Consider the following 21,119-nt stretch of genomic DNA (forward strand, 5'->3'; position numbering starts at 1 on the left):
CCTGTACTAGCGTGCGCGCCCGTGCGCTCCCGCTTCCCGCTCGTGGCCGCCCTGTTCTTCGTCTCTGGCGCGACCGGCCTCCTCTACGAGGTCGCCTTCTCCAAGCTGCTCGCCTACGTCTTCGGCGCCACCGCGTATGCCGTGAGCACGGTCCTCGCCGCCTTCATGGGCGGCCTCGCCCTCGGCGCGCACCTCGGCGGCCGCCACGCCGCGTCAGCGCGCCGCCCGCTCGTCGTCTACGGCGCGCTCGAGGTGATCGTCGGCGCGATCTGCGCCGTCTCGCCGTTCCTGTTCGAGGCGCTGACCTCGGCCTACGTCGCCGTCGCCCGCGGCGCGCCCGACTCGCTCGCGCTGCTCACCGCCGCGCGCGCCGCGCTGACCGCCCTCGTGGTCGTCGTCCCCACGGTCGCGATGGGCGCCACGCTCCCGGTGCTCTCGCGCATCCTCCGCGCCGGCGCCGCACCGGACGGCGGCGCGCCCCCCGCCGAGCACGACGCCGCGCGCCGCCTCGCCTCGCTTTACGCCATCAACACGGCGGGCGGCGCGGCCGGCGCGCTCTCCGGCGCCTACGTGGTCCTCCCGCACCTCGGCATCCGAGGCGCGCTCTGGTCCGCGGCGATCGCCAACCTCGTCCTTGGCGTCGTCGCGATCTCCGCCGGGCTGCGCGGCCCGGCGCCTGCTGCCCCCGCCCCCGGCGCGCGCTCCCCCGAGGCCCCCGACGCGCGCTCCCCCGAGGCCCCCGACGCGCGCTCCCCCGAGGCCCGCACCGCGGACGCTCCGCTCCCCGCGGCCGCCGGCCAGGCCGAGCCGCCGTTCCTGCTCCTGCTCGCGTTCGCGTCGGGCTTCCTGGTCTTCGCCGCCGAGGTGGTCCAGACGCACCTGCTCGCGCTGCTCATCGGCAACAGCGCCTACGCCTTCGGGCTGATGCTCGCCGTCTTCCTCGTCTGCCTCGCGGCCGGCGCGGCGCGCTCGCCTGCCCTCGCGCGCCGCCACGGCGAGGGCGCGCTCTCCCGGGGGCTCGCCGCCGCCGCGCTCTCGCTCGCCGCCACCGTCCCGCTCTGGGACCAGCTCCCGCGGCTCTTCGCCTTCGCGGGCAAGCACGTCGACGGGTGGGCCGGCCGCGAGGCGTGCCGCGCGCTCGCCGCCCTCGCGATCCTCGCGCTGCCCACGCTGTGCATGGGCACCACCTTCCCCCTGCTCCTCGCGCGCGCCGCCGCGCACGCGGACGTCGCCGCGCGCGTCGGCAGGCTGACCTCCGCGAACACCCTGGGCACGATCGCCGGATCCATCGTCACCGGTTACCTCATCCTGCCCGCGCTCGGCTCCGAGCGCGCGCTCCTGACGATCGCGCTCGCCTTCGCCCTCACGGCCGTCCTCGCCGCCGCGCGCGCCGGGGCGGAGCTCCCCCGCGCCCTCGCGCTGGCCGCGGCGGCGGGGGCGCTCGCCGTGCTCGCGCCCCGCTGGGACATGGCCCGCCTCACGAGCGGCGCGAACGTCTATTTCGCCATGGGGCCGCGCCCCGAGCGCATCGACTTCGTGCGCGAGGACGTGCACGGCGGCGTCACCACGGTCGCGCACCTCGCCAGCGTCACGACCATGTACACGAACGGCAAGTTCCAGGGCGACGACGGCCCCGAGATGACGGCGCAGCGGCGGTTCGCGCACTTCCCCTCGCTCTTCCTCCGCGACACGCGCGCCGCGCTCGTCATCGGCCTGGGCACCGGCACGACGACCGGCACCATCGCGGCCTACCCCTTCGAGCGCATCGACGTCGCCGAGATCTCGCCCGCGATCGTCGAGGCGTCTCGGCGCTTCTTCGCCGGCCCGAGCCTCCGCGCGCTCGACGATCCCCGCGTCCGCCTCTCGCTCAACGACGGCAGGAACGAGCTGCTCGTCGCCGCCCCGGGCCGCTACGATCTCATCGCCATCGAGCTCACCAGCGTCTGGTTCGCGGGCGCCGCGAGCCTCTACAGCCACGAGTTCTACGAGCTCGCCCGGTCCCGGCTCACCGAGGGCGGCGTCCTGCAGCAGTGGGTGCAGCTCCACCACATCCGGCGGCGCGAGCTCGCCGTGGTGGTGAGGACGATGCGCAGCGCGTTCCCGCACGTCGCGCTGTTCGTGGGCGGCGCGCAGGGCATCCTCGTCGCGAGCGGCGCGCCGCTCGTCGCCTCGGAGGCGCGCCTCGCCGGGCTCGACGCGCGCCCGTCGCTCCAGGCGACGCTCGCCGGCGCGCGGCTCGAGGACCTCCTCGACGCCCTCGTCACCTCGGGCGACGATCTCGACCGCCTCATCGCCGACGCGGCCGAGGACGGCGGCCCGATCCTGTCCACGGACGACAACCTCTACCTCGAGTACGCCACGCCGAAGGGGAACGTGCTCCCGTACGGCGCGTCGCTCGACGCGACGCTCGCGCTCCTCGAGCGTTACCGGACGCGGGCGCCGCGCGCGCGGCACCTCGCGCCCTGAGGTCGCTCAGCCCCCGCCCGCGGGCGCCGCGCCGCCGCCGTCACGTGGCGGCGCGCTCTCCTTGGCCGGCGCGCTCGGCGCGGGGGGCTCGCCCTCCTGCGCATCCGACGTGGCCCGCGGCTTGACCTGCACCGGCTTGATCTCGTCGCCCGTCGCCACGAAGCCCTTGCGGGGCGGGGGCGCCTTGAGCTGCGCGGCCTGCTCCGCGCGCTGCTTGCGCTGCTCGAGGCTCAGCACCTCCAGCGCCAGGCCGCCCCTGTACGGATCCTGCCCCAGGAAGGGGCGCCCGTTCACCTCGGCCACGTGGAACTCGACCCGGCGGTTCTCGCTGCGGCCTGCCGCCATCTCGTTCGGCCCGAGCGGGCGCGACTCGCCGAAGCCCACGGCGATCAACCGGTCGCTCTCGACCTCGTGATCGACCAGCCAGTCGGCGACCGCGAGGGCGCGCCGGGCGCTGAGCGCCTGGTTGTGCTCCTCGCTCGACTGCGCGTCCGTGTGCCCCTCGATCCGCAGCCGCGTCACCTCGGGGTGCTCCTTGATGAACTGGAGCAGCGTCTCCAGCGTCTTCTCGCTGCCCGGCCGGATCGTCGCCTTGCTCGTGTCGAAGACGATCTTGCCCTCGATGTAGACCTGGCTCTCCCCGCCCTGCTCCGACCAGGCCTTCTCCGGGTACCATCGCGGGAGCGCCTGCTGCTCCTCGGCGCGCGGCAGCTCCCGCGGCGGCAGCCGGTTGTCGCTGCACCCCTGGCCAGCGAACGCGGCGGGCGCGAGCGCCGCCGCGAGCGCGAACGGCAGGGAGGTGCGGGCGGCCTGCTTCCTCTTCGGGTCCATGTCGCCCTGCAGCGTGTCAGAACCGGCGCTCGGACCGCAAGTAACCTGGCGGACGCCGGGCCGACCGGCGCGGAACGCGGCTTATGGTAAGAGGATCGCCATGTCCGCGCTGTCGCCCACGCCCGAGGGCTCGCCCATCGATCCCAAGCTCGCCGGGCTGCGCGCCCGGCTCCGGGAGCTCGGATCGGTCCTCGTCTGCTACTCCGGCGGGGTCGACAGCGCCTTCGTCCTCGCGGTCGCGCACCAGGAGCTCGGACCGAGGGCCGTCGGGATGACCGCGGTCTCGCCGAGCCTCGCGCCGGCCGAGAAGGAAGAGGCCACCTCGATCGCCCGGCTGATCGGCGCCGACCACCGGCTCGTCGAGTCGTCCGAGATCGACGATCCGCGCTACGTCGCGAACAACCCGGATCGCTGCTTCCACTGCAAGAGCGAGCTCTACCGGATCGCCGCGCGAAAGCGGTCCGAGTGGGCGCTCGCGGCGATCGTCAACGGCACCAACACCGACGACCTCGGCGACTACCGCCCCGGGCTGGAGGCGGCGCGGGAGGCGGGCGTGCTGAGCCCCCTCGTCGAGCTCGGCTTCAGCAAGGCCGACGTGCGCGCCGGCGCGGCGCGCGTCGGCCTGCCCATCTGGGACAAGCCGGCCGCGGCCTGCCTCTCCAGCCGGATCCCTTACGGGACCAGCGTCACGCGCGAGCGGCTCACGCAGATCGGCGGCTTCGAGGCGGCGCTGCGCGGCCTCGGCTTCCGCCAGGTCCGCGTCCGCTACCACGACGACCTCGCGCGCATCGAGCTCGACGCGGGCGAGCTCGCGCGCGCCGCCGAGCCGCCGGTGCGCGCCGAGATCGTGGCCGCCGGCAAGCGGCACGGCTTCCGGTACGTGACGCTCGATCTCGGCGGGTACAGGACCGGAAGCCACAACGAGGTCCTCGTCGGCCGCGCCCTCAAGATCGTGAGCTGAGCTCGCTGGAGCCGCGGCCTCACACGAGCGAGGAGCGCACGACCTTGGCGCGCTCGTCGCGCTCCTTCAGGTGCTCGAGGATGATCACCGCCGTCTCCTCGATGGCGCGCTTGGTGACGTCGACCACCGGCCACTCCGGGTGCGCGGCGAAGAGGCGGTTCGCGAAGTCGAGCTCCTGCCGGACGTGCTCGCGCATCGCGTAGTTGGTCTCGGAGGGCATCCCGAGCTGGCGCAGCCGCGCCTGCCGGATCTCGCAGAGCTGATCGAGCCCGATGGTCAGCCCGACGACCCGATCCTGGTGGGCCTCCATCAGCTCGAGCGGCGGCGGGACGCCGAGCACCAGGGGCAGGTTCGCGACCTTGAGGCCGCGCTGCGCGAGCAGCGTCGACAGCGGCGTCTTCGACGTGCGCGAGACGCCGACGAGGACGATGTCGGCCCTCTTGAAGTTCCGCGGCTCCTTCCCGTCGTCGCTCTTCACCGCGAACTCCACCGCCTCGATGCGCCGGAAGTACTCCTCGCTCAGCGGGAGCATCGCGCTCGGCAGGTTGATCGGCTCCCGGTCGAGGAAGGTGCCGAGCCGCACGATGAGCGAGCCGATCAGATCGATCGCCTCGATGTTCAGCTCGGCGGTGGACGCATGCAGGAACTCGCGCAGCTCGGGGCTCACCACGGTGAACACGACGAGCGCGCCCTCCCGGGCCGCGCGCTCGAGCACCGGCCGCGCGACCTCCGGCGTGCGCACCCGGGTGTGGAGGCGGATCTGCACCCCCGCGTCCGGGTACTGGAGGAGCGCGGCGCGCACGGCCTTCTCCGCCGTCTCTCCGGTGGAGTCGCTCAAGACGTCGATGAACTTCGCCTTGTCCATGTCCGATCCCTCCGTCGCCATTTCGGCTCAGGCGCTCGAGGCAGGGCTCGTGCCTCGGCGTTCAGCAGAGCGCGGAGGATCGCGCGCGGCCGCGCGCCAGGTCAACCAAACAGCCCCTTCAGCTTCTCCATGAACGTGGCCTGCTGAGGCTGCACGTTCTCGCCGAGATCCTTCGCCAGCTGCGCGATGAGCTCCCGCTGCGTCGCGGTGAGCTGCGTCGGCACCTCGACGCTCACCTCGACGAGCTGGTCGCCGCGCCCGCCCACGACGCGGCGTGGTATGCCCTTGCCCTTGATCCGGAGCACCGCGCCGGGCTGCGTGCCCGGGGGGATGCGGAGCCGGCCCTTCCCCTCCAGGGTCGGGATCTCCAGCTCGCCGCCGAGCGCCGCGCGCGCGAACGAGATCGGCACGGAGCACACCACATCGTCGCCGACGCGGCGGAAGAGCTCGTGCGGCGAGACGCGGATGGTGAGCTCCAGATCGCCCGGCCCCCGGTCGGAGCGGACGGCGTTGCCGCCGCGCTCCACGAGCCGGGTCGCGCCGTTCTCCACGCCCGGAGGGATCGTCACCTCGATGGTCTTCTGCTTCGCCGCGAGGCCGGCGCCGCGGCACGTCCGGCACGGGTCGGTCACGATGCGCCCCGTGCCGCGGCACCGCCCGCAGGGGCGCTCGATCGCGATGGGGAACATCCCCTGCTGCATCCGGACGCGGCCGCGGCCCGAGCACGCCGAGCAGCGCTCGGTCGACGCGCCCGGCGCGGAGCCCGAGCCGGCGCAGTCGCCGCACGGCTCGACGCGATCGTAGGCGATCTCCTTCGTGCAGCCGAACGCCGCCTCCTCGAAGGTGATCCGCACCTCCTTCTGCAGCGTCCCGCGGTCGCCGACCCGGATGCCCAGGGCGCCGAGGAGATCGCCGAAGATGGCGTCGAGGTTGAGGTCCTGCATGTCGAAGGGCACGCCCGGGACCCCCGAGCCGGCGGAGGCGCCGACGGCGGCGGGGCCGAACCGATCGAACGCCGCGCGCTTCTGCGGATCGCTCAGGATCTGGTACGCCGCGTTCAGCTCCTTGAAGCGGACGTGCGCGCCCTGATCCCCGGGGTTCTTGTCGGGATGGTGCTGGCCGGCGAGCCGCCGGAAGGCGCTCTTGATTTCATCCTGCGTCGAGGAACGCTCGACGCCCAATACTTCGTACGGATCCCGCACGACGTGCGAAATAGCATCGATCGCCCTCCCGGGACAGCGGCTACCGGGCCGCCGAATCCGCTGATTTCCCTTCGGGCCCGGCGAGTTCGCGCTTCATCACCTTGCCCGTCGGGTTGCGCGGCAGCGCGTCGACGAAGACGACCTCGCGCGGGACCTTCGGGCCCGCGAGCCGCGCGCGGCAGTGCGCCCGGATGTCGCCCTCGCTCGCGGTCGCGCCGGGGCGCAGCGCGACGACCGCGCGCACGCGCTCCCCGAAGGCGCGGTCCGGGACGCCCACCACCGCGGCCTCGGCGATCGCCGGGTGGTCGTGGAGGACCGACTCCACCTCGGCGGGGTACACGTTCACGCCCCCGGAGATGATGAGCTCCCGCTTGCGGCCCTCGAGGTGGTAGCAGCCGCGCGCGTCGCGGCGGGCGAGGTCGCCGACCGAGAAGTAGCCGTCGCGCGTCGACTCGCGCGTGGCGCCTGGGTCCCTGTGGTAGCCGGAGACCAGCAACGAGCTCCTCACGTAAAGCTCGCCCACCTCGCCGTCCTGGCACGGCGTCCCGTCCTCGCGCAGGAGCAGCAGCTCGCTGCCGGCGACGGGGCGCCCGATGGTGCCCGGCGAGGCGCGCAGATCCCCGGGGCCCGCGATCGTCACGATGCCCGTCTCGGTCGCGCCGTAGAAGTTGAAGAGCCGGTCGCCGAACGCCGCCATCACCTCCGCCGCGAGCGCCGGCGAGAGCGGCGCGCCGCCCACGAAGATCGCGGTGAGCGACGACGTATCGTAGGCGCTGAGCCGCGCCTCGCCGAGCTCGAGGACGCGGTGGAGCATCGTCGGGACGACCGCCGTGGTGGTCACGCGGTACCGCTGGATCGCCTCGAGGAAGAGCTCGGGCTGGAACTCCGGGAGGATGACGATCGTGGCGCCGACGATGAGCGACAGGTTGACGAAGCCGAGCGCCGTGAGGTGGTAGAGCGGGCACACGGCGAGGTGCACGTCCCCCGCGCGCATCGGGGTCGCGCCGATGGCCCCGAGCGCCGGCAGGACGATGCCGCCGCCGAAGCCGCGCACCGCGCCCTTCGGCTTGCCGGTGGTGCCGGACGTGTACATCACCACCGCGGCGCGCTCGCTCCGATCCGGCGAGGCGCCCCGCTCGGCGGCGAGATCGTCGAACGCGGCGAGGAGGTCGTCGAGGTGCGAGAAGCCCGGGACGCGCTCGCCGATCGCGATCATCTCCTCGGGCGGGATCCCCTCGAGCCGCGGCGCGGCCTCGCGGATCACGCCGGCGATGTCGGAGTCGAACAGGAGCAGGCGCGCCCCGGAGTGGCCGGCGAGGTAGGCGAGCTCCGCGGGGGTCGATCGCCACGAGGCCGCCACCACGGACGCGCCGACGCGGGCCAGCGCGACCTGGCACATCAGGAACTCGGGGCGGTTCTTGAGCGCGAGCAGCACGGTGACGCCCGGGCCGACGCCGCGCCGGTCGAGCGCGGAGCCCAGCCGATCGATGGCCTCGTTCAGCGCGAAGAAGGAGTAGACCCGATCCTCGGCCGGGGGCCCCGGGCCTCGCTCCGCGGCGCGGGGCGCGAGGCTCGCGAGGCCCAGCGGCTCGATCAGCGCGATCCGGTGCGGGCTGTTCTCGGCGTGGAAACGGAACAAGAGCGACGGGTTCGCCTTGCCTCTCGCGAGCTCGCGCGCGAGCACCTTGAGCCCCGGCCAACGCAGCGCGGCGAGCAGCCCCGCCTGCGTCACTGCCCGCCCGGCGGCGAGCGCCGCGTCGATCGTGCCTCGCCCGCTCGCCAGCGCGGACCTGACCCCTCCGAGTCGCATGGCCGGCGACTTTACTCTGGCCCGCATTGGCCCGCATGCGCCGTGGTAGGGTGGGTCCCGTGACGGAAGCTGACCGCCGCTCAGCCCAGCGCGCCGCGATCGAGCTGAGCGTAGAGTACAAACGGCTCAACACGTTCTTCGCCGACTACACCCGAAACATCTCGAAAGGCGGGACGTTCATCCGGACGGATCGCCCGCTCGCGATCGGCACCGAGTTCGTGTTCGCCCTCTCGATCCGGAACCTGGCCGAGCCGCTCCGCCTTCGCGGGCGGGTGAAGTGGATCGTCACGACCGCCGAGGCGACGGAGTCGGCTCCGGCGGGGATGGGGATCGAGTTCCAGTACACGAGCGACGCGGAGCGCGCCGCCACCGAGGCGGTGGTCGAGCAGCTGATGATGAGCGAGCTCGGCGAGACGCTCGCCTCCAAGCTGCTCGGCCGCAAGCTCGGCGACGGCCCGCGGTAGCGCCTCCGAGGGGTGCGCTCACGCTCCCCCCGTGTACACTGGCTCGCAATGTCGCTGCCGCCCCTGTTCCCTCGGCGCCGTCTCGCTCGGGGTCTCGCCGCGCTTGCCCTCGCGCTCTCTCCCGTCGCCTGCGGGGCCTCTGGTTCGCCGGGGGCGAAGGGGCCGCCAGGGGCCGAGGGCCGCGTCGCTGCCGTCGAGGTCCGCGACGCCGATTTCTCGGCCAGCCTGTTCTCCATCGTGCGCGACGGCAAGCAGAGCCCGCAGCGCACGGGCCTGCTCATCGGCGTCGTCCGCAGGCAGCTCGCGCACGCCGCCGGGCGCTTCAACGCAGGGCAGCCCGACCGGGCGGTCGAGAGCGTCCTGGGCGGGCTGGCCCTCGTCCGTCCCGGCGAGGGGCGCGCCGAGATGATCGACGCCGTGGGCGAGCGCGCCATCGCGGGCGCGATCGAGCGGCTCAGCCCGCGCGGCGACGAGGGGCGGGTGCGGGCCCTCATGGAGCTCCGCTCCGCCGCGCTGCCGAGCGGGAGCCGGGCCCGCGCCGAGAGCGACGAGCACCTCGCCGCGCTCGAGCAGTGGATGAAGGAGACGCGCACCGGCGGGCCGCTCGAGCAGCTCGGCGCGGATCAGCGCGCGGCCGTCTCGCGCGCCCTCGTCGACGGCCGCGCGGAGTCGATCCAGCGCGCGGCCGCCGCCACCGTGGCGTGGATCGATCGGGCGATCGAGTTCAACATCGAGTACCGGCAGGGCGGCGCGAGGCCGGAGCGCGAGGAGGCGGTCGAGGCGGCGCGCGCGCTCGAGTCGGGCGGCGCGAGCCTGGCGGCGCTGTTCCTCCGCTTCGGGGACGCGAAGGGCGCGATCGATCAGATCGACCGCACGAGCGTGCGCCGGGTGATCCCGCCCGGCCTGTACCAGCGGCTCAAGGCCGCCGCCTCCGACGACGACGCGGTCTCGTGGCAGGCGCTCGCCGCCGCCTTCGCGCAGCACGAGGCGCAGGAGCGCGACGCCGAGACCGGGATGCGGCAGGATCTGCTCGACGGGGCGATCTGGGGCGCGGCCCTCGAGGCCTACCGCCGCGACCCGCTGAACTACGACAGCGCCACGCTCCTCTCCCAGGTGATGATCCGCCTCGGCATGTCCGAGGCGACGCCGCTCGTGATCGCCGGCGCGCTCGGCGACCGGCCGAGCCCGGGCGCGCTCGGAGCCGCGCTCGGGCTCGTGCTGAGCGCGCTCTCGGAGGAGGCGTCAAACGACGATTTCGAGGCGGCCCGGCGCACCTACAACGCGGCGGGGCCGCTGCTCGTGCTCGCCGATCGGGCGGCGCGCGGCGGCGGCGCGCTCGATCCGTCGGGCGCCCGCGTCCGTTCTCTCATGGCGTCGCTCGAGCTGCGCGCCGGCAACCTCGTGGCCGCGCTGCCGCTGCTCCGCGCGGCGACGGCGGCCGAGCCGACGGTCAACGGGCTCACGGTGCTCGCGATGGCCGAGCGGCAGGCCGGCGAGCCCCAGGCGGCGCTCGAGGACGTGCGGCGGGCGCTGGGAGCGCCGGACGCGCGCAGCGCGCCGCTCGAGATCATCCAGGCGCACCTGCTCGCCTTCGAGCTCCACCGCGACGCTGGCACGCAGGACCGGGCGAAGGAGTCGCTCGACGCCGCGCTCGCCGCCGCGCTCGACACCCGGCAGCGCGCCCGGGATCCCGGCGCCAAGGCGCGGACGGAGCGGCTGCTCGGGCGCATCCTCGACGGCTATGGCGACGAGAAGGGCGCGACCCGGGCGTACGATCGGGCGTTCGCCCTGGTGGCGGCCGAGGCGCCGCAGCTCGGCGCCACGATGCTCGACGCCGTGGGGCGCGCGCTCGTCGAGCGCGATCTCCCCGCCGCGCGGCGGGCGCTGAAGCGCGGCCTCGAGGCGAACGTGGACGAGGACGATCTCATCTACGGCGGGCTCTGGGTCCTTCTGCTGGAGCGCGCCCTCGGCGTCGCGACCGACGGCACCGCGGGTCGCGCGCTGGACAGCGCGACGAGCCGCGCGTCCTGGACGGGAAAGCTCGCGGCCTGGGCGAACGGTGGGCTCAGCGACGCGGATCTCGGCAGGCTCGCCCGGAGCGCGGCGCAGCGGGTGGAGGCGCAATTTTACACCGCAATGGCCAGGAAGGCGGCGGGTGATGCCGGCGCGGACGAGCGGCTCCGCGCGGTGTCGAAGAGCCCCGTGATCGACCTGCTCGAGGTGCACCTCGCGCGCGAGATGCTGGCGCCCGCGCTGCACCTCGATCTGCCCCGCAACGCGGGCCTTCCGTAGAACGCGCCAGCGATCCCGCGCGGGATGACCGGCGCCGGATGTGCGATACGGTCTCCGCTGGTCAGGTGGCGAGTTGGTCGGATGACCAGCGCGCGCGAATAGCGCGCGGAAGGAATAAAGGGCTTCCACGCGTGCGCCTTGTCGTTCGATCATCGATGAATGTCCGATGACCGGATCGATCCGCTCGAGAAGCTCGCCGCCGCTCACCGGAGCCTGGAAGAGAACCTGAACGATCTCGCGCGCGCCGCGCGCGCGCTCAGCGATCCCCGCGGGCGCGCCGCCGCGCTCGAGGGTCTCTCCAGCGTGGTGGCCTACTTCGAGCGGTCGATGAGCCGGCATCGCGAGGACGAGGAGCGCTCGCTGTACCCGCGGCTCGCGGTGCTCGAGGCGATCGCGCCGACCCTCGATCGCCTCCGGCAGGAGCACAAGGCGCAACAGCGCGCGATCGACGCGCTGCGCGCCGCGATCGAAAGAGACGGCGGCCCCGAGGCCGTGGAGACGATCCCCCAGCTCATCGAGGACCTGCGCGCTGCGCACCAGCGCCATGTGGAGAGCGAGGAGCAGGAGGTATTTCCGGCCGCTCGCCGGTTCCTGCAGGCCTCGGCCAAGCAGGGGATCTGGAACGAGATGGAGACGCGCCGAGGGCGCGGCGGGCAAGGCAACCCGGCCAAGGGCATCAGCGGGCGCCCATACCGCCCCGGCGGGATGCGCAGGGGCCCGTAGGCCTGCCCCGGGGGATGCGCCGCGGGCGCGATCGTTCGGCGCGGCCGACGGGAGACCGCTCCTAGAATTGCTCCTCGCGCGCGCGCTCGAGCGCGGCGCGCAGGTAGTTCTGTGCTCGAAGCGTGTGCGCCCCGTCGGGGTGCTGGTCCAGGTGGCTGCGGAACGCCTCCGCCGATTGCATGAAGCTCCCCAGCCGATAGAGGCTGACGCCGCGGGCGAGGTGCCTGGGATAGGAGGGGTCGAGCGCGGCGAGCTCGTCGATCTTCTTCAGGCGATACTGCTCCTCGGCGCGCCGCGCCTCCGCAGCGCGGAGCGCCGCCGCGGGTGCGCGCGGCCCCGACCCACCCGCCTGCGCAAGGCGCGCCGCCGTCTCCTCGTCGGGAGGAGCCGGGAGGGTCTGCGCGCTCCTCGCGGCGGCGAGCGGGCGCGCGAGCAAGAACTTGAACAGCGCGCGCTCCTCGTCGAGCGCCGGGGCGAACGGATCTCGCTGGACGCCGACGATGGCGCTCCAGCGCTTCTTGAAGAGCACACCGAGCACGACGCCATCCATGGCGACGCGGCGGGCCCCCTCCCCGCCGCCGCGCTGCGCCGCGTCCCCCTGCCCCAGCCAGGCGTTTCGGCGGAGCAGCCCGAGGAAGTCGCCGCCGAGCTCACGGAGCTCGTCGGACTCCTCGCCGGTCGCCTCGAAGCGGCGCACCTCGCGGACGAACGCCCTCAGCTGGTAGGCGCGCAGCCGGAGCACCGCCTCGTCCCCCTGGGCGAGCGCGCGGCCCACGGCGTCGGTCACGCGCGCGCGCGCGGCAAGGAGCTCGGCCTCGGTGTGATCCGCGTCGGCGTCCACGAGCCCGAACGCGCGGATGGCGGAGCCGAGCTCGCGCACCTCGGCGTCGAGCCCGAGCTCCTCGGCCTCGCGAGCGCGGGTGATGTCCGCGTCTCGCACGCGCGCGAGGGATCGCGCGTCCGCGAGCGGCAGCGGCAGCTCGGCCGGCTCGACCGACCGCGGCACAGCGAGGATCGCCGCGGAGCCCGCGATGAACACGGCCACGAGCCCCGGCTCCCAGCCCTCGAGGTGCCGCTTCCAGCCGCGGCGCGCCCCCGCGTCGGCCCTCGTGGACGACGCGACCGCGACCGCGGGGGTGCTGCTACCGCTGCTGTTCGATCGGCTCGAGCGGCTCGAGCGGCTCGAAGAAGAACTCGAGCGCGGCTCCCGGCGCTTGACAGCGACGCTCTCGGCTCGCGACATTGATCGTCTCCTCTGCGCTCCAGAATACCCCACGCGGCGCCGCCTCGGCGCCGCGCAGCTAGCCAGCGAGGAACGTGCGAGATCACCGGAAGCACCCGCGCAAGCAAATCGAGCTCTCGATCGCGTTCCGGATCGGTGACGGCCCGCGCGTCGACGCGATATGCCGCGACCTCAGCCTCGGCGGGATGTTCATCGAGACGAGCTCGCCGGCTCCCTTCGGCGCGACCGTCGAGGTGCTGCTGTCCCTGCAAGGCCTGAAGCAGGTCGCCGTGATCCCGTCGGTGGTGCGATGGACCACCCCTGAGGGGATGGGGGTACAGTTCGGCATGATGGGCGCGCGAGAAACCTACGCGCTCACGCAGCTCCTCGGCTCCCTCTAGAGCGGCGGTCAGTCGTCGATGGTCAGGGGGATGTCGAGCTGCCTCGATCCTCCCGCGAAGCGCCCTCGGTAGAGGCCCTCGGCGCAAGCCTGCAGCGCCGGCCGGAGCGGCGGGTTGAAGCGCAGGGCGGCGACGCTGCCGTCGGGGCGCACGGAGACGCGCAGCGTCGAGACGATCGATCGGCGGACCGAGGACCTGCCGCTCGCGCTCTCCCGCGCGAAGCAGCTCGACAGCAGCGACTGCACGGAGGCCGGCGTGAGCGCGGGCGGGCCAGACGCCTCCTGCGCCTCCGGGATCGGCGGCGCGGCGGCGGGCGGGGGCTCGGTCGTCAGCGGCGACAGCAGCGCAGTCGGCTCGGCGACCGCAGGGGCGGCGGGCTCCTCCGCGCGAGCCACGACCGCCGGGGCCAGAGCGGCTCCGCCCGGCGGACGCGCGCCGACGGCCGGCTGGGGCGGAGCGGGTGCAGGCGCCGGCTCCGGCAACGCGACCGCGGCGGCGCCTTCCTGCGGCGCGGGGCGATCGAGGAGGCGCGCCTCGCGGCCGCCGTCGAGCGAGAAGGTGCCGCGCGACGGGCCAACAAGGAGGTGGGCGGTGGTCGCGCCGCGGTACGCCGCAGGGCCGACCGCGACGGTGCCGTGCTCCACGTCGACCTCCACGCGGCCCTCCAGCCGGGTCACGGTGAACAGCGTGCCGTGCACCGCGACGCGGGTGCCGTCCACCTCGACGGCGAACGCCTCGACGAGCCCCTCCTCGGGCGCGCGCGTGACGACGTCGGCGCGCACCGAGCCCCGCTCGAGCGAGATCACGTGGCCGACCCCTGCCGCGCCCACGGCGCGCACGACGGCGCGGCTGTCCGGCAGGAGCGTCCAGCGCACCGAGCCGACATCGACGAAAGAGACCGCGTGGTCCGCGGCCTCGACCGAGTCGCCAGGCCGCAGGGCGCGGAAGTCCAGGTCGCCGGACGCCCGGTCGCCGCCGGCTGCCACGGGGACCTCGGCGAGATCGCGGGCGCGCGGCGGCGTCGACGTCGCCGTGACGGGCGGGGCGGAGCGCCCGGCCGCGAGGACCGCGAACGCGATGGCCGCCGCCGCCGCCGCGAACCCGAGCGCGCGCCCGAGCGGCGAGCGCTGCGGCGGCGCGGCGCGGCGGACCGGAGCGGCCCGCTCGATCCGCGCGAACAGCTCGCGCTCGATGGTCTCCCAGCGCGGCTCGGGCGGCTGCTCGGCGCGGAGCAACCGCTCCATGTGCTCGCGTGCCCGGTCGTAATGCTTTGCGCCGCTCATGCGTCCTCCGCGTCGACAGCCGATGGATCCGCCGCGGGGTATCCCACGGCGGCGCCCCCCACGGAAACGCGCGTGCGCGCCGCTGCCGGCCCGGCGCCATCTGCCTTGTCCGCGCCGCCCTCGGCCAGCTCGGCGGCGAGCTGGGCGAGCGCAGGCTCGGCGCGCATCATCGCCTCGATCTCGCGGCGCGCATAGAACAGGCGCGTCCGCACCGTCAGGACCGGCGCGCCGACGATCTCCGCGATCTCGGTCGGCGGGAGCCCCTCGAGCTCGTGCAGGACGTAGACGACCCGCTTCTTCTCGGGGAGGCGCTCCAGCACCCGCCGAAAAGCGTCGATCCTGCGAGCGCGAGCAGCGTCCTCGTCCGGGAGCATGCCGCGGTCCACCTCGATGTCGGCGCCGAGCTCGCCCACGAACACCGGCCGGCAACGCGCGGCGCGCCGCGCCATCAGCACGGCGTTGACCGTCACCCGGTGGAGCCACGTCGTGAACTTCGATTGCCCCCGGAAGTCACCCAGGCTCCGGTGCACCTGGATGAACACCTCCTGGATGACGTCCTCGACGTCGGCGGTCGGCCCGAGCATCCTGAAGACGAGGCGCGCGACGTCGCGGCGGTAGCGGCGGAAGATCTCCGCGAACGCCGTCGGGTCGCCGCTCTGGAAGCGGCGGATCCACTCGCCCACGTCGTCGGGCTCGGTCACCTGCGGAAGCCTACCCGCCCCCTCGGCGCTCATGGAGCTCGACGGAGAGACGAGGAGCGCCGGACGACGAGAGCGGTCACCGCCCGCGAACGCGACGTCGAGCGGCGCGTGGGCGTCTCTGGCAGCGCACTCGGGCAGGTCGTCGCCACGGCCGTCCGGCGCAGCCGCGTCAGCAGGGAAGAACGACCGCGAGAGGTGCGCCCACAGCGCCCCCGTCTCGACCGCCACGGTATGCACGGAGAACTCTGGTGCGCCGAGCCGCCGGATCATTCATGGCGCCGCACGGCTGCTCTCCCAGAGCGGCGGTTACGCCGAACGCAGAAAAGTTGTTCCTTGAGCCACATTGGCGCGACCTTCCGGCGCATGATCTTCATCGCCGTATCGCTGACCGTGGCCCTCGTCGCCGCCGACCTGCTCGATCTGGGCTCCCGCCGCCGCGATCGCGTCTAGCGAGCGCCTACAGACCCTGACAAAAAGGGGCCCGGCTGGAGCCCGCGCCGGCCTCAGGCCGACGCGCGCTCCAGCCGGGCGAGTCGAGGAGATCGCGGTGCCGCCCGGGTCGTCCCCGTCGGCTTCAGCCCGCGGCCTCGGCCCCCGCCGCGCCGCCCTTCTTGGGCAGCTCGAAGAGCGCCGACAGCTCGACCTTCTCCTGCTTCTTCTGCTCGAGGAGCCGGTTGACCGCGCGAAGCACGCGCGTCTTCGCGGGGCCGCTGATCGGCTTGCCCTGAAGCGCGGCGCTCAGCGTGCGGTCGGTCACGGGACGACCGCTGCGCGGCTTCTTGGCGCTGGCCGCCTCCTTCTTCTTGGCAGCGTCCTCGCTGCCACGCGCCAGCCGCTTGGTCAGGCGAATCGCCCGATCCTCCGGCTGCAGCCGTTCGATCTTCACCGACGCCGCGATGAGGCGGCGGGGGTCGATCTTCTTTTCCTTCAAGAAATCTTCGATCTTGGTAGCCATCGTCGTCACTTGCCCCGAAAGGGCGGCGACCCTATCACGCGCGGCGCCGCCGTGCATCTGCGACGTTTACCCCCTGCGCCGCGCTGGGGTAGCTTGTCGGGGTGACCTTCCTCCCTGAGCTCGACGAAGCCGCGCGCGTCATTCGCCAACGAATTCCAGCGCCTCCGCGCGTCGGTGTGGTGCTGGGATCAGGGCTCGGCGGCTGGGGCGACGAGCTCGCCGACCTCGTGAAGGTGCCCTACGCGGACATCCCCGGCATGCCCCGGCCGGCCGTCGCCGGGCACCCCGGCTTCCTCTGCGCCGGCCGCGTCGGGGACGTGCAGGTCGCCTGCCTGCAGGGGCGCGCGCATTTTTACGAGGGGCACCCGCTGGCGAAGGTGGTGTTCGGCGTGCGGGTGCTCGCCCGGCTCGGCTGTCGCGCCGTGCTCCTGACCAACGCGGCCGGCGGCATCAACCCGGGGTTCGCCGCCGGCGATCTCATGCTGCTCACCGATCACCTGAACCTGATGGGAGCGAACCCGCTGGTCGGGCCGAACGACGAGGCGCTCGGCAAGCGCTTCCCCGACATGACCTACGCGCACGATCCCAGGCTGATCGAGCTCGCGAAGACGGCGGCGAGCGACGCGGGCGTCGCCCTGCGCGAGGGGGTCTACGCCGCGCTGCTCGGGCCGACGTACGAGACGCCCGCCGAGATCCGGATGCTGCGCGCGCTCGGGGCCGATGCGGTCGGGATGAGCACGGTCCCGGAGATCATCGCGCTCAGGCACATGGGCGTGCCGGCCGCGGCCATCTCGTGCGTCACGAACCTCGCCGCGGGGCTGACCAAGCGCGAGCTCGACCACAAGGAGGTCGAGGAGACCGCGCGGGAGGCGCGCGCCCGGTTCACGGCGCTGCTCTCGGCGTGGGTCCGCCGCGTCGGCGCCGACGTCGCGGCCGGGAGCACGGCGTCGTGAGCCCCCCTCCGCGCGACGCCGGCGACGCGCTCGCCTCGGCTGAAGCGGCGCAGGTGATCGACTGGGACGCGCTCGACCACGCCGCCGTCGCCGTCCGGACGCGGGCGCACGCGCCGTACTCCAGCTACCGGGTGGGCGCGGCGATCCTCGTGCGATCCGGCCGCGTGTTCACCGGCTGCAACGTCGAGAACGCCTCGTACGGGCTCACCATCTGCGCAGAGCGCTCCGCCATCGTGCAGATGGTCGCGGCCGGCGAGCGCGATCCGATCGCGCTCACCGTCGCCACCAGCGGGCCCGTGCTCGGCAGCCCGTGCGGGATGTGCAGGCAAACCCTCGCCGAGTTCGCCGTCGATTTCCCGATCCGCCTCATCGCCGCCGAGGCCGACGGCGTGGCGCCGCGGACCACCTCGCTGTCGGCGCTGCTCCCCGAGGCGTTCGGGGCGGCCGCGCTCTCGCGCTGATCGCCCCGAGCGCCCTCCAGGGAGCGCCGAGGGCTCACTCGATCGAGAGCGCCTCGGCTTGGTCGATCTGCGACAGCGCCGCGGCGAGCGCCTCCCGCGCGCGCTCGAGCGAGACGCGGTCCTCACCCCACTTCGAGCGCGCCTTCTGCAGGCGGGCGCGCTCGACGGCCAGCTGCTCGGTGAGCTGCTCGCCGTGCCCCCGCAGGGTGTCGCGCTCCTCGGTCCGCTGCGAGAGCTGAGCGCCGAGCTCGCTCCCACGCCGCTCGGCCTCGGCGAGCTGGCCCTGGAGCGCCTCGATGGAGCGCGCTCGCTCGGCGAGCTCGCCCAGCAGGCGCTCGCGCTCCCCGGCGGCCGCGGAGAGCTCGCCCGCGCGCTGCTCCAGCTGCCGATCGAGCTCCTGCGTCCGGGCCTCGAGGTCCGCGATCTGGTTGCGCGCTTGCCCGAGCTCCGTGGAGAGCCCGCGGGCGACCTCGTCCAGCTCGCGCCGCTGCGCCGCCCAGGCGGCCTCCCGCTCGGCGGTCTCGGCCTGGTGCGCCGCGCGCGTGTCGGCGAGCGCCTGCGCGTGCGCGGCCTCGAGCTGCGCCTGCCGCTCGGCGGCGCGCTCCTCGAGCTCGGCCACCCGCTTCGCGTGGGCCTGCTCGGCGTCGCGTACGGCCTGCTCGCGCTCCTCGATGAGCTCGCGCTCCCGCGCCGCGAGCTGCGTTGCGAAGCTCTCGCGCGCGGCCGCGAGCGCCCGCGCGTGCTCCTCCGTCTGCTGCGCGATCGCCTGCGCATGCTCCTCGGCCTGCCCCTCGAGGGCGCGCGCGTGCTCGGTCTGGAGGCGTTGAAGCGCGCCCGCGTGCTCGCGATCCCGCCGTCCGATCTCGTCCGCGTGCTCGCTCCGGAGCCCCTCGATGGCGCTCGCGTGCTCGCTCCGGAGCCCCTCGATGGCGCTCGCGTGCTCGCCCCGCACCGACTCCAGCGCGGACGCGTGCTCGCCCCGCACCGACTCCAGCGCGGACGCGTGCGCGGCCTGCTGCTTCTCGAGCGCGGCGGCGTGCTCGTCGCGCGCCCCCTGGAGCGTGGCGGCGTGCTCCGCCTGGGCGCGCTCCAGGGCGGCGTCGTGCTCGCTCCGCGCCGTGTCCAGCGCAGCGGCGTGCTCCCGGTCGCGCCGCTCCGTCGCGGCTTCGTGCTCGCGCCGCAGCGCCTCGACGGCGGCCTCGTGCTCGCGCCTCGACGCGTCGAGCGCCCCGGCGTGCTCGGCCCGCAGCCCCTCCATGGCGGCGGCGTACTCGGCTTTCGCCCCCTCCGCCGCCGCAGCATGCTCGGCCCGGAGGCGGTCCAGCGCCGTGGCGTGCTCGCCGGTCAGCTTCTCGATCGCGCCGGCGTGCTCGCCGGTCAGCTTCTCGATGGCGCTGGCGTGCTCGCCGGTCAGCTTCTCGATGGCGGCGCGGTGCTCGGCGGCCTGCTGCTCGCGCCGGGCGGCGTGCTCGGCGTTGAGCCGCTCCACCTCCGCCCGGTGCTCCGCGGCCGCCTGCTCGAAGCGCTCGCGCTCCGCCTGCGCGCTCTCCTCGAGCTCGCGCTGCGCCGAGGCCTCGACGGCGGCGATCGCTTGCGTCTTCTCGTCCGCCGCCGCGCGCAGCGCCTCCGTGTGCGCCGCCTCCGCGTCCATCAGCGCCTGCCGGGCCGACGAGAGATCGGCGTCGCGGGCCGCGATCTGCCCCTGCAGCTTCTCCGCGCGCGCCTTGAAGTCTTCCGCGCGCTTCGCGGCGAGCTCCTTGTCCGCGCGGAGCGACGCGACCTGTCCGTCGAGGTCCTCGCTCGCGCGCTCGAGCTCCAGGATCCTGTCGACCTGATCGGCCTTCTCCCGCTCGAGCGACAGCGACTGATCCCGGAGCTCCAGCAGCTCCTTGTCCTTGCGCGACATCTGGTCGCGGAGCGCGAGGATCTCTTTGTCCTTCTTGTTCAGCGCCTCGCGCAGATCCAGGAACTCGCGGCTCGACACCCCGCCGGGCCTGGAGCCGGCGCCGCCGGACGCGAGCTTCACCTTGAGCTCGTCGAGCTCGCGCCGCAGGCGGGCCGCCTCCTGGCTGCCGTCGTTCGTCGAGGAGAGCTCGCCCTCGAGGCGGAGCGAGGTCGCGCGCGCGGCCGCGACTTCCTTGGTGAGGCGGACGATCTCTCCCTTGGACCTGTCCAGCTCGCCACGCAGACGCTCGATCTCGGCCGCGTCGGCGTCGGAGCGAGGCGGCGCGGGCGGCGCAGGGGTCAGCCGCCCGCGCTCGGAGATCGGAGCCCGGTACGCGGCCCCGCGCTCGGAGATCGGAGCCCGGTACGCAGCCCCGCGCTCGGAGACCGGAGCCCGGTACGCGGCCACCGGCGACGAGCTCACGGGCGGCGGCGCCGAGGCCGGCACCGGCGTCTTCGTGGGCGCCAGCGTCCGAGACGACGGCGCGACCGAGGGCCTGACGTCGGTGCGCTCCTCCTCCTCGTCGCGGATCAGCCGGGTGAACGCGCCGCCGATGAACTCCTCGATGTCCTCGTCCGACTTGCGGGCGTCCGACCGCGCCGCGGCGCCCTGCGGGGGCCTCGGCGGAGCTGACGCCCGGGCGCGATCCTGCGCAGCGGCGGCAGGAGGCGCCGACGGTACGGCAGACGGTGTGGCGGCAGACGGCGGCGCCGCGGACATCGGCCTCGGCGCGGCAGGCGGCGCCGCGGACGGCGGCCTCGGCGCGGGGGGCGGCGGCACCGCGGACGGCGTGGCGGCGGCAGGCGGCGGCGGCGCCGCGGACGGCGGCCTCGGCACTGGCGGCGGAATCGACGGCGCAACGGCGGGCGGAGGCGCGACGCTCCCGGGCGTGCCGTCCGAGCCCACAGCGGCCGTGATGATCGTGGGATCACCGGAGTCCTCGTCGATGTCGGCCTCGAGCACCTCGGCCTCGTCGATCATGATCGGATCGGCCTCCGCGTCGTCCCCGTCGATCGGGACGTAGTTGCGGATGTGCTCGAGGAGCTCGCCGAACGCGATCGGCTTGTGGATGTAGTCCTCTGCGCGCGTCCTGAGCTTGCGGTGCTGCTCGAACGTCTCTTCGCTCGACTCGCTCGACATGATGACGAGCGGTACGTCCTTGAGCTGCACGTCCTTCTTGAGCTTGTTGCAGACCGAGAAGCCGTTCATGCGCGGCAGCTCGATCGACAGCAGGATGAGGTCGGGGCGCTCGGCCGCGGCCGCCTGCAGGCCGACGTTGCCGTCATCGACCACCTGAACGGTGCAGCCGAGGCGGCCCAATTCCGTGCGGAGCTCCCCGGCAAACGCCGGATCGCTCTCAAATACGAGGACTTTCGTCATGTTCCGGGGTGTGCGCGGGTTCGGAGGGGAAACCAAGATATCGGCCCCCTTCAACGAGTGTCAAACACGAGGCTGGCAGCGCAGCTCAGATCGCGCGGCCGCCGTCCGCTTGCCAATCCTGCCGACGTCGCGACGAGCGGAAATCGCCCGGCCCGGGGGCGATACCGCACAATCCCACCATGGCTCTTGCCGAGGAGCAGGGAG

At 74.1% G+C, this 21,119-nt stretch carries 17 protein-coding genes; 8 read left to right on the plus strand and 9 right to left on the minus strand.

What is annotated here, in order from left to right:
* Positions 1 to 21 precede the first annotated feature (21 nt).
* The gene (locus WMF46_RS31285) at positions 22 to 2,466 is read left to right on the plus strand and encodes a fused MFS/spermidine synthase (RefSeq protein WP_437980558.1); all 2,445 of its coding nucleotides are present in this window, start codon (positions 22 to 24) and stop codon (positions 2,464 to 2,466) included.
* 6 nt (positions 2,467 to 2,472) lie between these two features.
* Here the strand turns inward: WMF46_RS31285 and WMF46_RS31290 are convergent, their stop codons facing one another.
* Positions 2,473 to 3,297 (minus strand): OmpA family protein, encoded by an 825-nt coding sequence (locus tag WMF46_RS31290; RefSeq protein WP_437980559.1) that lies wholly within the window; start codon positions 3,295 to 3,297, stop codon positions 2,473 to 2,475.
* Positions 3,298 to 3,397: 100 nt separating this feature from the next.
* On the opposite strand from WMF46_RS31290, the gene larE reads away from it, so the two are divergent.
* Positions 3,398 to 4,258, plus strand: coding sequence for an ATP-dependent sacrificial sulfur transferase LarE (gene larE, locus WMF46_RS31295; RefSeq protein ID WP_437980560.1), 861 nt, complete (start codon positions 3,398 to 3,400; stop codon positions 4,256 to 4,258).
* Positions 4,259 to 4,277: 19 nt separating this feature from the next.
* Here larE and WMF46_RS31300 read toward each other — a convergent pair whose 3' ends face one another.
* The 3 genes from WMF46_RS31300 to WMF46_RS31310 form a co-directional block, all read right to left on the minus strand.
* Positions 4,278 to 5,123 (minus strand): pyruvate, water dikinase regulatory protein, encoded by an 846-nt coding sequence (locus WMF46_RS31300; RefSeq protein WP_437980561.1) that lies wholly within the window; start codon positions 5,121 to 5,123, stop codon positions 4,278 to 4,280.
* A gap of 101 nt (positions 5,124 to 5,224) precedes the next feature.
* Positions 5,225 to 6,325, minus strand: a complete 1,101-nt coding sequence (gene dnaJ, locus WMF46_RS31305; RefSeq protein ID WP_437542829.1) for a molecular chaperone DnaJ — start codon at positions 6,323 to 6,325, stop codon at positions 5,225 to 5,227.
* A 40-nt stretch (positions 6,326 to 6,365) separates the two neighbouring features.
* On the minus strand, positions 6,366 to 8,135 hold the full coding sequence (locus WMF46_RS31310) for a class I adenylate-forming enzyme family protein (protein WP_437980562.1): 1,770 nt from the start codon (positions 8,133 to 8,135) through the stop codon (positions 6,366 to 6,368).
* Between the two features lie 59 nt (positions 8,136 to 8,194).
* Between WMF46_RS31310 and WMF46_RS31315 the strand changes: the two genes are divergently transcribed.
* From WMF46_RS31315 to WMF46_RS31325, 3 genes are all read left to right on the plus strand, one after another.
* Positions 8,195 to 8,599 (plus strand): PilZ domain-containing protein, encoded by a 405-nt coding sequence (locus WMF46_RS31315; RefSeq protein WP_437980563.1) that lies wholly within the window; start codon positions 8,195 to 8,197, stop codon positions 8,597 to 8,599.
* Positions 8,600 to 8,647: 48 nt separating this feature from the next.
* Entirely contained in the window at positions 8,648 to 10,891 is a 2,244-nt protein-coding gene (locus WMF46_RS31320) for a hypothetical protein (RefSeq protein WP_437980564.1), read from the plus strand.
* A 159-nt stretch (positions 10,892 to 11,050) separates the two neighbouring features.
* Entirely contained in the window at positions 11,051 to 11,614 is a 564-nt protein-coding gene (locus WMF46_RS31325) for a hemerythrin domain-containing protein (protein ID WP_437542838.1), read from the plus strand.
* A 61-nt stretch (positions 11,615 to 11,675) separates the two neighbouring features.
* Here WMF46_RS31325 and WMF46_RS31330 read toward each other — a convergent pair whose 3' ends face one another.
* Positions 11,676 to 12,857 (minus strand): hypothetical protein, encoded by a 1,182-nt coding sequence (locus WMF46_RS31330; protein ID WP_437980565.1) that lies wholly within the window; start codon positions 12,855 to 12,857, stop codon positions 11,676 to 11,678.
* A gap of 74 nt (positions 12,858 to 12,931) precedes the next feature.
* Between WMF46_RS31330 and WMF46_RS31335 the strand changes: the two genes are divergently transcribed.
* Positions 12,932 to 13,237: a PilZ domain-containing protein gene (locus WMF46_RS31335; protein ID WP_012238486.1), complete on the plus strand. Its 306-nt coding sequence runs from the start codon at positions 12,932 to 12,934 to the stop codon at positions 13,235 to 13,237.
* 8 nt (positions 13,238 to 13,245) lie between these two features.
* Here the strand turns inward: WMF46_RS31335 and WMF46_RS31340 are convergent, their stop codons facing one another.
* The 3 genes from WMF46_RS31340 to WMF46_RS31350 all read right to left on the minus strand — a co-directional run bounded on the left by WMF46_RS31340 (position 13,246) and on the right by WMF46_RS31350 (position 16,233).
* Positions 13,246 to 14,520 (minus strand): FecR domain-containing protein, encoded by a 1,275-nt coding sequence (locus WMF46_RS31340; protein WP_437980566.1) that lies wholly within the window; start codon positions 14,518 to 14,520, stop codon positions 13,246 to 13,248.
* A complete protein-coding gene (locus WMF46_RS31345) occupies positions 14,517 to 15,491 on the minus strand; it encodes an RNA polymerase sigma factor (protein WP_437980567.1) in 975 nt (324 codons plus the stop codon). The genes WMF46_RS31340 and WMF46_RS31345 overlap by 4 nt, the downstream gene beginning before the upstream one ends.
* 304 nt (positions 15,492 to 15,795) lie before the next feature.
* Positions 15,796 to 16,233 (minus strand): hypothetical protein, encoded by a 438-nt coding sequence (locus WMF46_RS31350; protein WP_437980568.1) that lies wholly within the window; start codon positions 16,231 to 16,233, stop codon positions 15,796 to 15,798.
* Between the two features lie 44 nt (positions 16,234 to 16,277).
* Between WMF46_RS31350 and WMF46_RS31355 the strand changes: the two genes are divergently transcribed.
* Together WMF46_RS31355 and WMF46_RS31360 are read left to right on the plus strand one after the other, a co-directional pair.
* Positions 16,278 to 17,129 carry a purine-nucleoside phosphorylase gene (locus WMF46_RS31355; protein ID WP_437980569.1) on the plus strand — a complete coding sequence of 284 codons (852 nt, stop codon included), beginning with the start codon at positions 16,278 to 16,280 and terminating at the stop codon, positions 17,127 to 17,129.
* The gene (locus WMF46_RS31360) at positions 17,126 to 17,590 is read left to right on the plus strand and encodes a cytidine deaminase (protein ID WP_437980570.1); all 465 of its coding nucleotides are present in this window, start codon (positions 17,126 to 17,128) and stop codon (positions 17,588 to 17,590) included. The genes WMF46_RS31355 and WMF46_RS31360 overlap by 4 nt, the downstream gene beginning before the upstream one ends.
* A gap of 34 nt (positions 17,591 to 17,624) precedes the next feature.
* On the opposite strand, the gene WMF46_RS31365 is transcribed toward WMF46_RS31360, so the two are convergent.
* A complete protein-coding gene (locus WMF46_RS31365) occupies positions 17,625 to 20,915 on the minus strand; it encodes a response regulator (protein WP_437980571.1) in 3,291 nt (1,096 codons plus the stop codon).
* Between the last annotated feature and the right edge of the window lie 204 nt (positions 20,916 to 21,119).

The sequence above is a fragment of the Sorangium sp. So ce117 genome, from assembly GCF_051524395.1.
In the GTDB taxonomy this organism is placed as follows: Bacteria; Myxococcota_A; Polyangia; order Polyangiales; family Polyangiaceae; genus Sorangium; species Sorangium cellulosum_B.

Bases quoted from the DNA above. Each gene is read 5' to 3' on its own strand.
- WMF46_RS31320 (WP_437980564.1), top strand. From the start codon at position 8,648: ATGTCGCTGCCGCCCCTGTTCCCTCGGCGCCGTCTCGCTCGGGGTCTC.
- WMF46_RS31365 (WP_437980571.1), bottom strand. From the start codon at position 20,915: ATGACGAAAGTCCTCGTATTTGAGAGCGATCCGGCGTTTGCCGGGGAG.
- WMF46_RS31340 (WP_437980566.1), bottom strand. From the start codon at position 14,520: ATGAGCGGCGCAAAGCATTACGACCGGGCACGCGAGCACATGGAGCGG.
- WMF46_RS31300 (WP_437980561.1), bottom strand. From the start codon at position 5,123: ATGGACAAGGCGAAGTTCATCGACGTCTTGAGCGACTCCACCGGAGAG.
- WMF46_RS31325 (WP_437542838.1), top strand. From the start codon at position 11,051: ATGTCCGATGACCGGATCGATCCGCTCGAGAAGCTCGCCGCCGCTCAC.
- WMF46_RS31330 (WP_437980565.1), bottom strand. From the start codon at position 12,857: ATGTCGCGAGCCGAGAGCGTCGCTGTCAAGCGCCGGGAGCCGCGCTCG.
- WMF46_RS31290 (WP_437980559.1), bottom strand. From the start codon at position 3,297: ATGGACCCGAAGAGGAAGCAGGCCGCCCGCACCTCCCTGCCGTTCGCG.
- WMF46_RS31350 (WP_437980568.1), bottom strand. From the start codon at position 16,233: ATGCACGGCGGCGCCGCGCGTGATAGGGTCGCCGCCCTTTCGGGGCAA.
- WMF46_RS31310 (WP_437980562.1), bottom strand. From the start codon at position 8,135: ATGCGACTCGGAGGGGTCAGGTCCGCGCTGGCGAGCGGGCGAGGCACG.
- larE (WP_437980560.1), top strand. From the start codon at position 3,398: ATGTCCGCGCTGTCGCCCACGCCCGAGGGCTCGCCCATCGATCCCAAG.
- WMF46_RS31345 (WP_437980567.1), bottom strand. From the start codon at position 15,491: ATGATCCGGCGGCTCGGCGCACCAGAGTTCTCCGTGCATACCGTGGCG.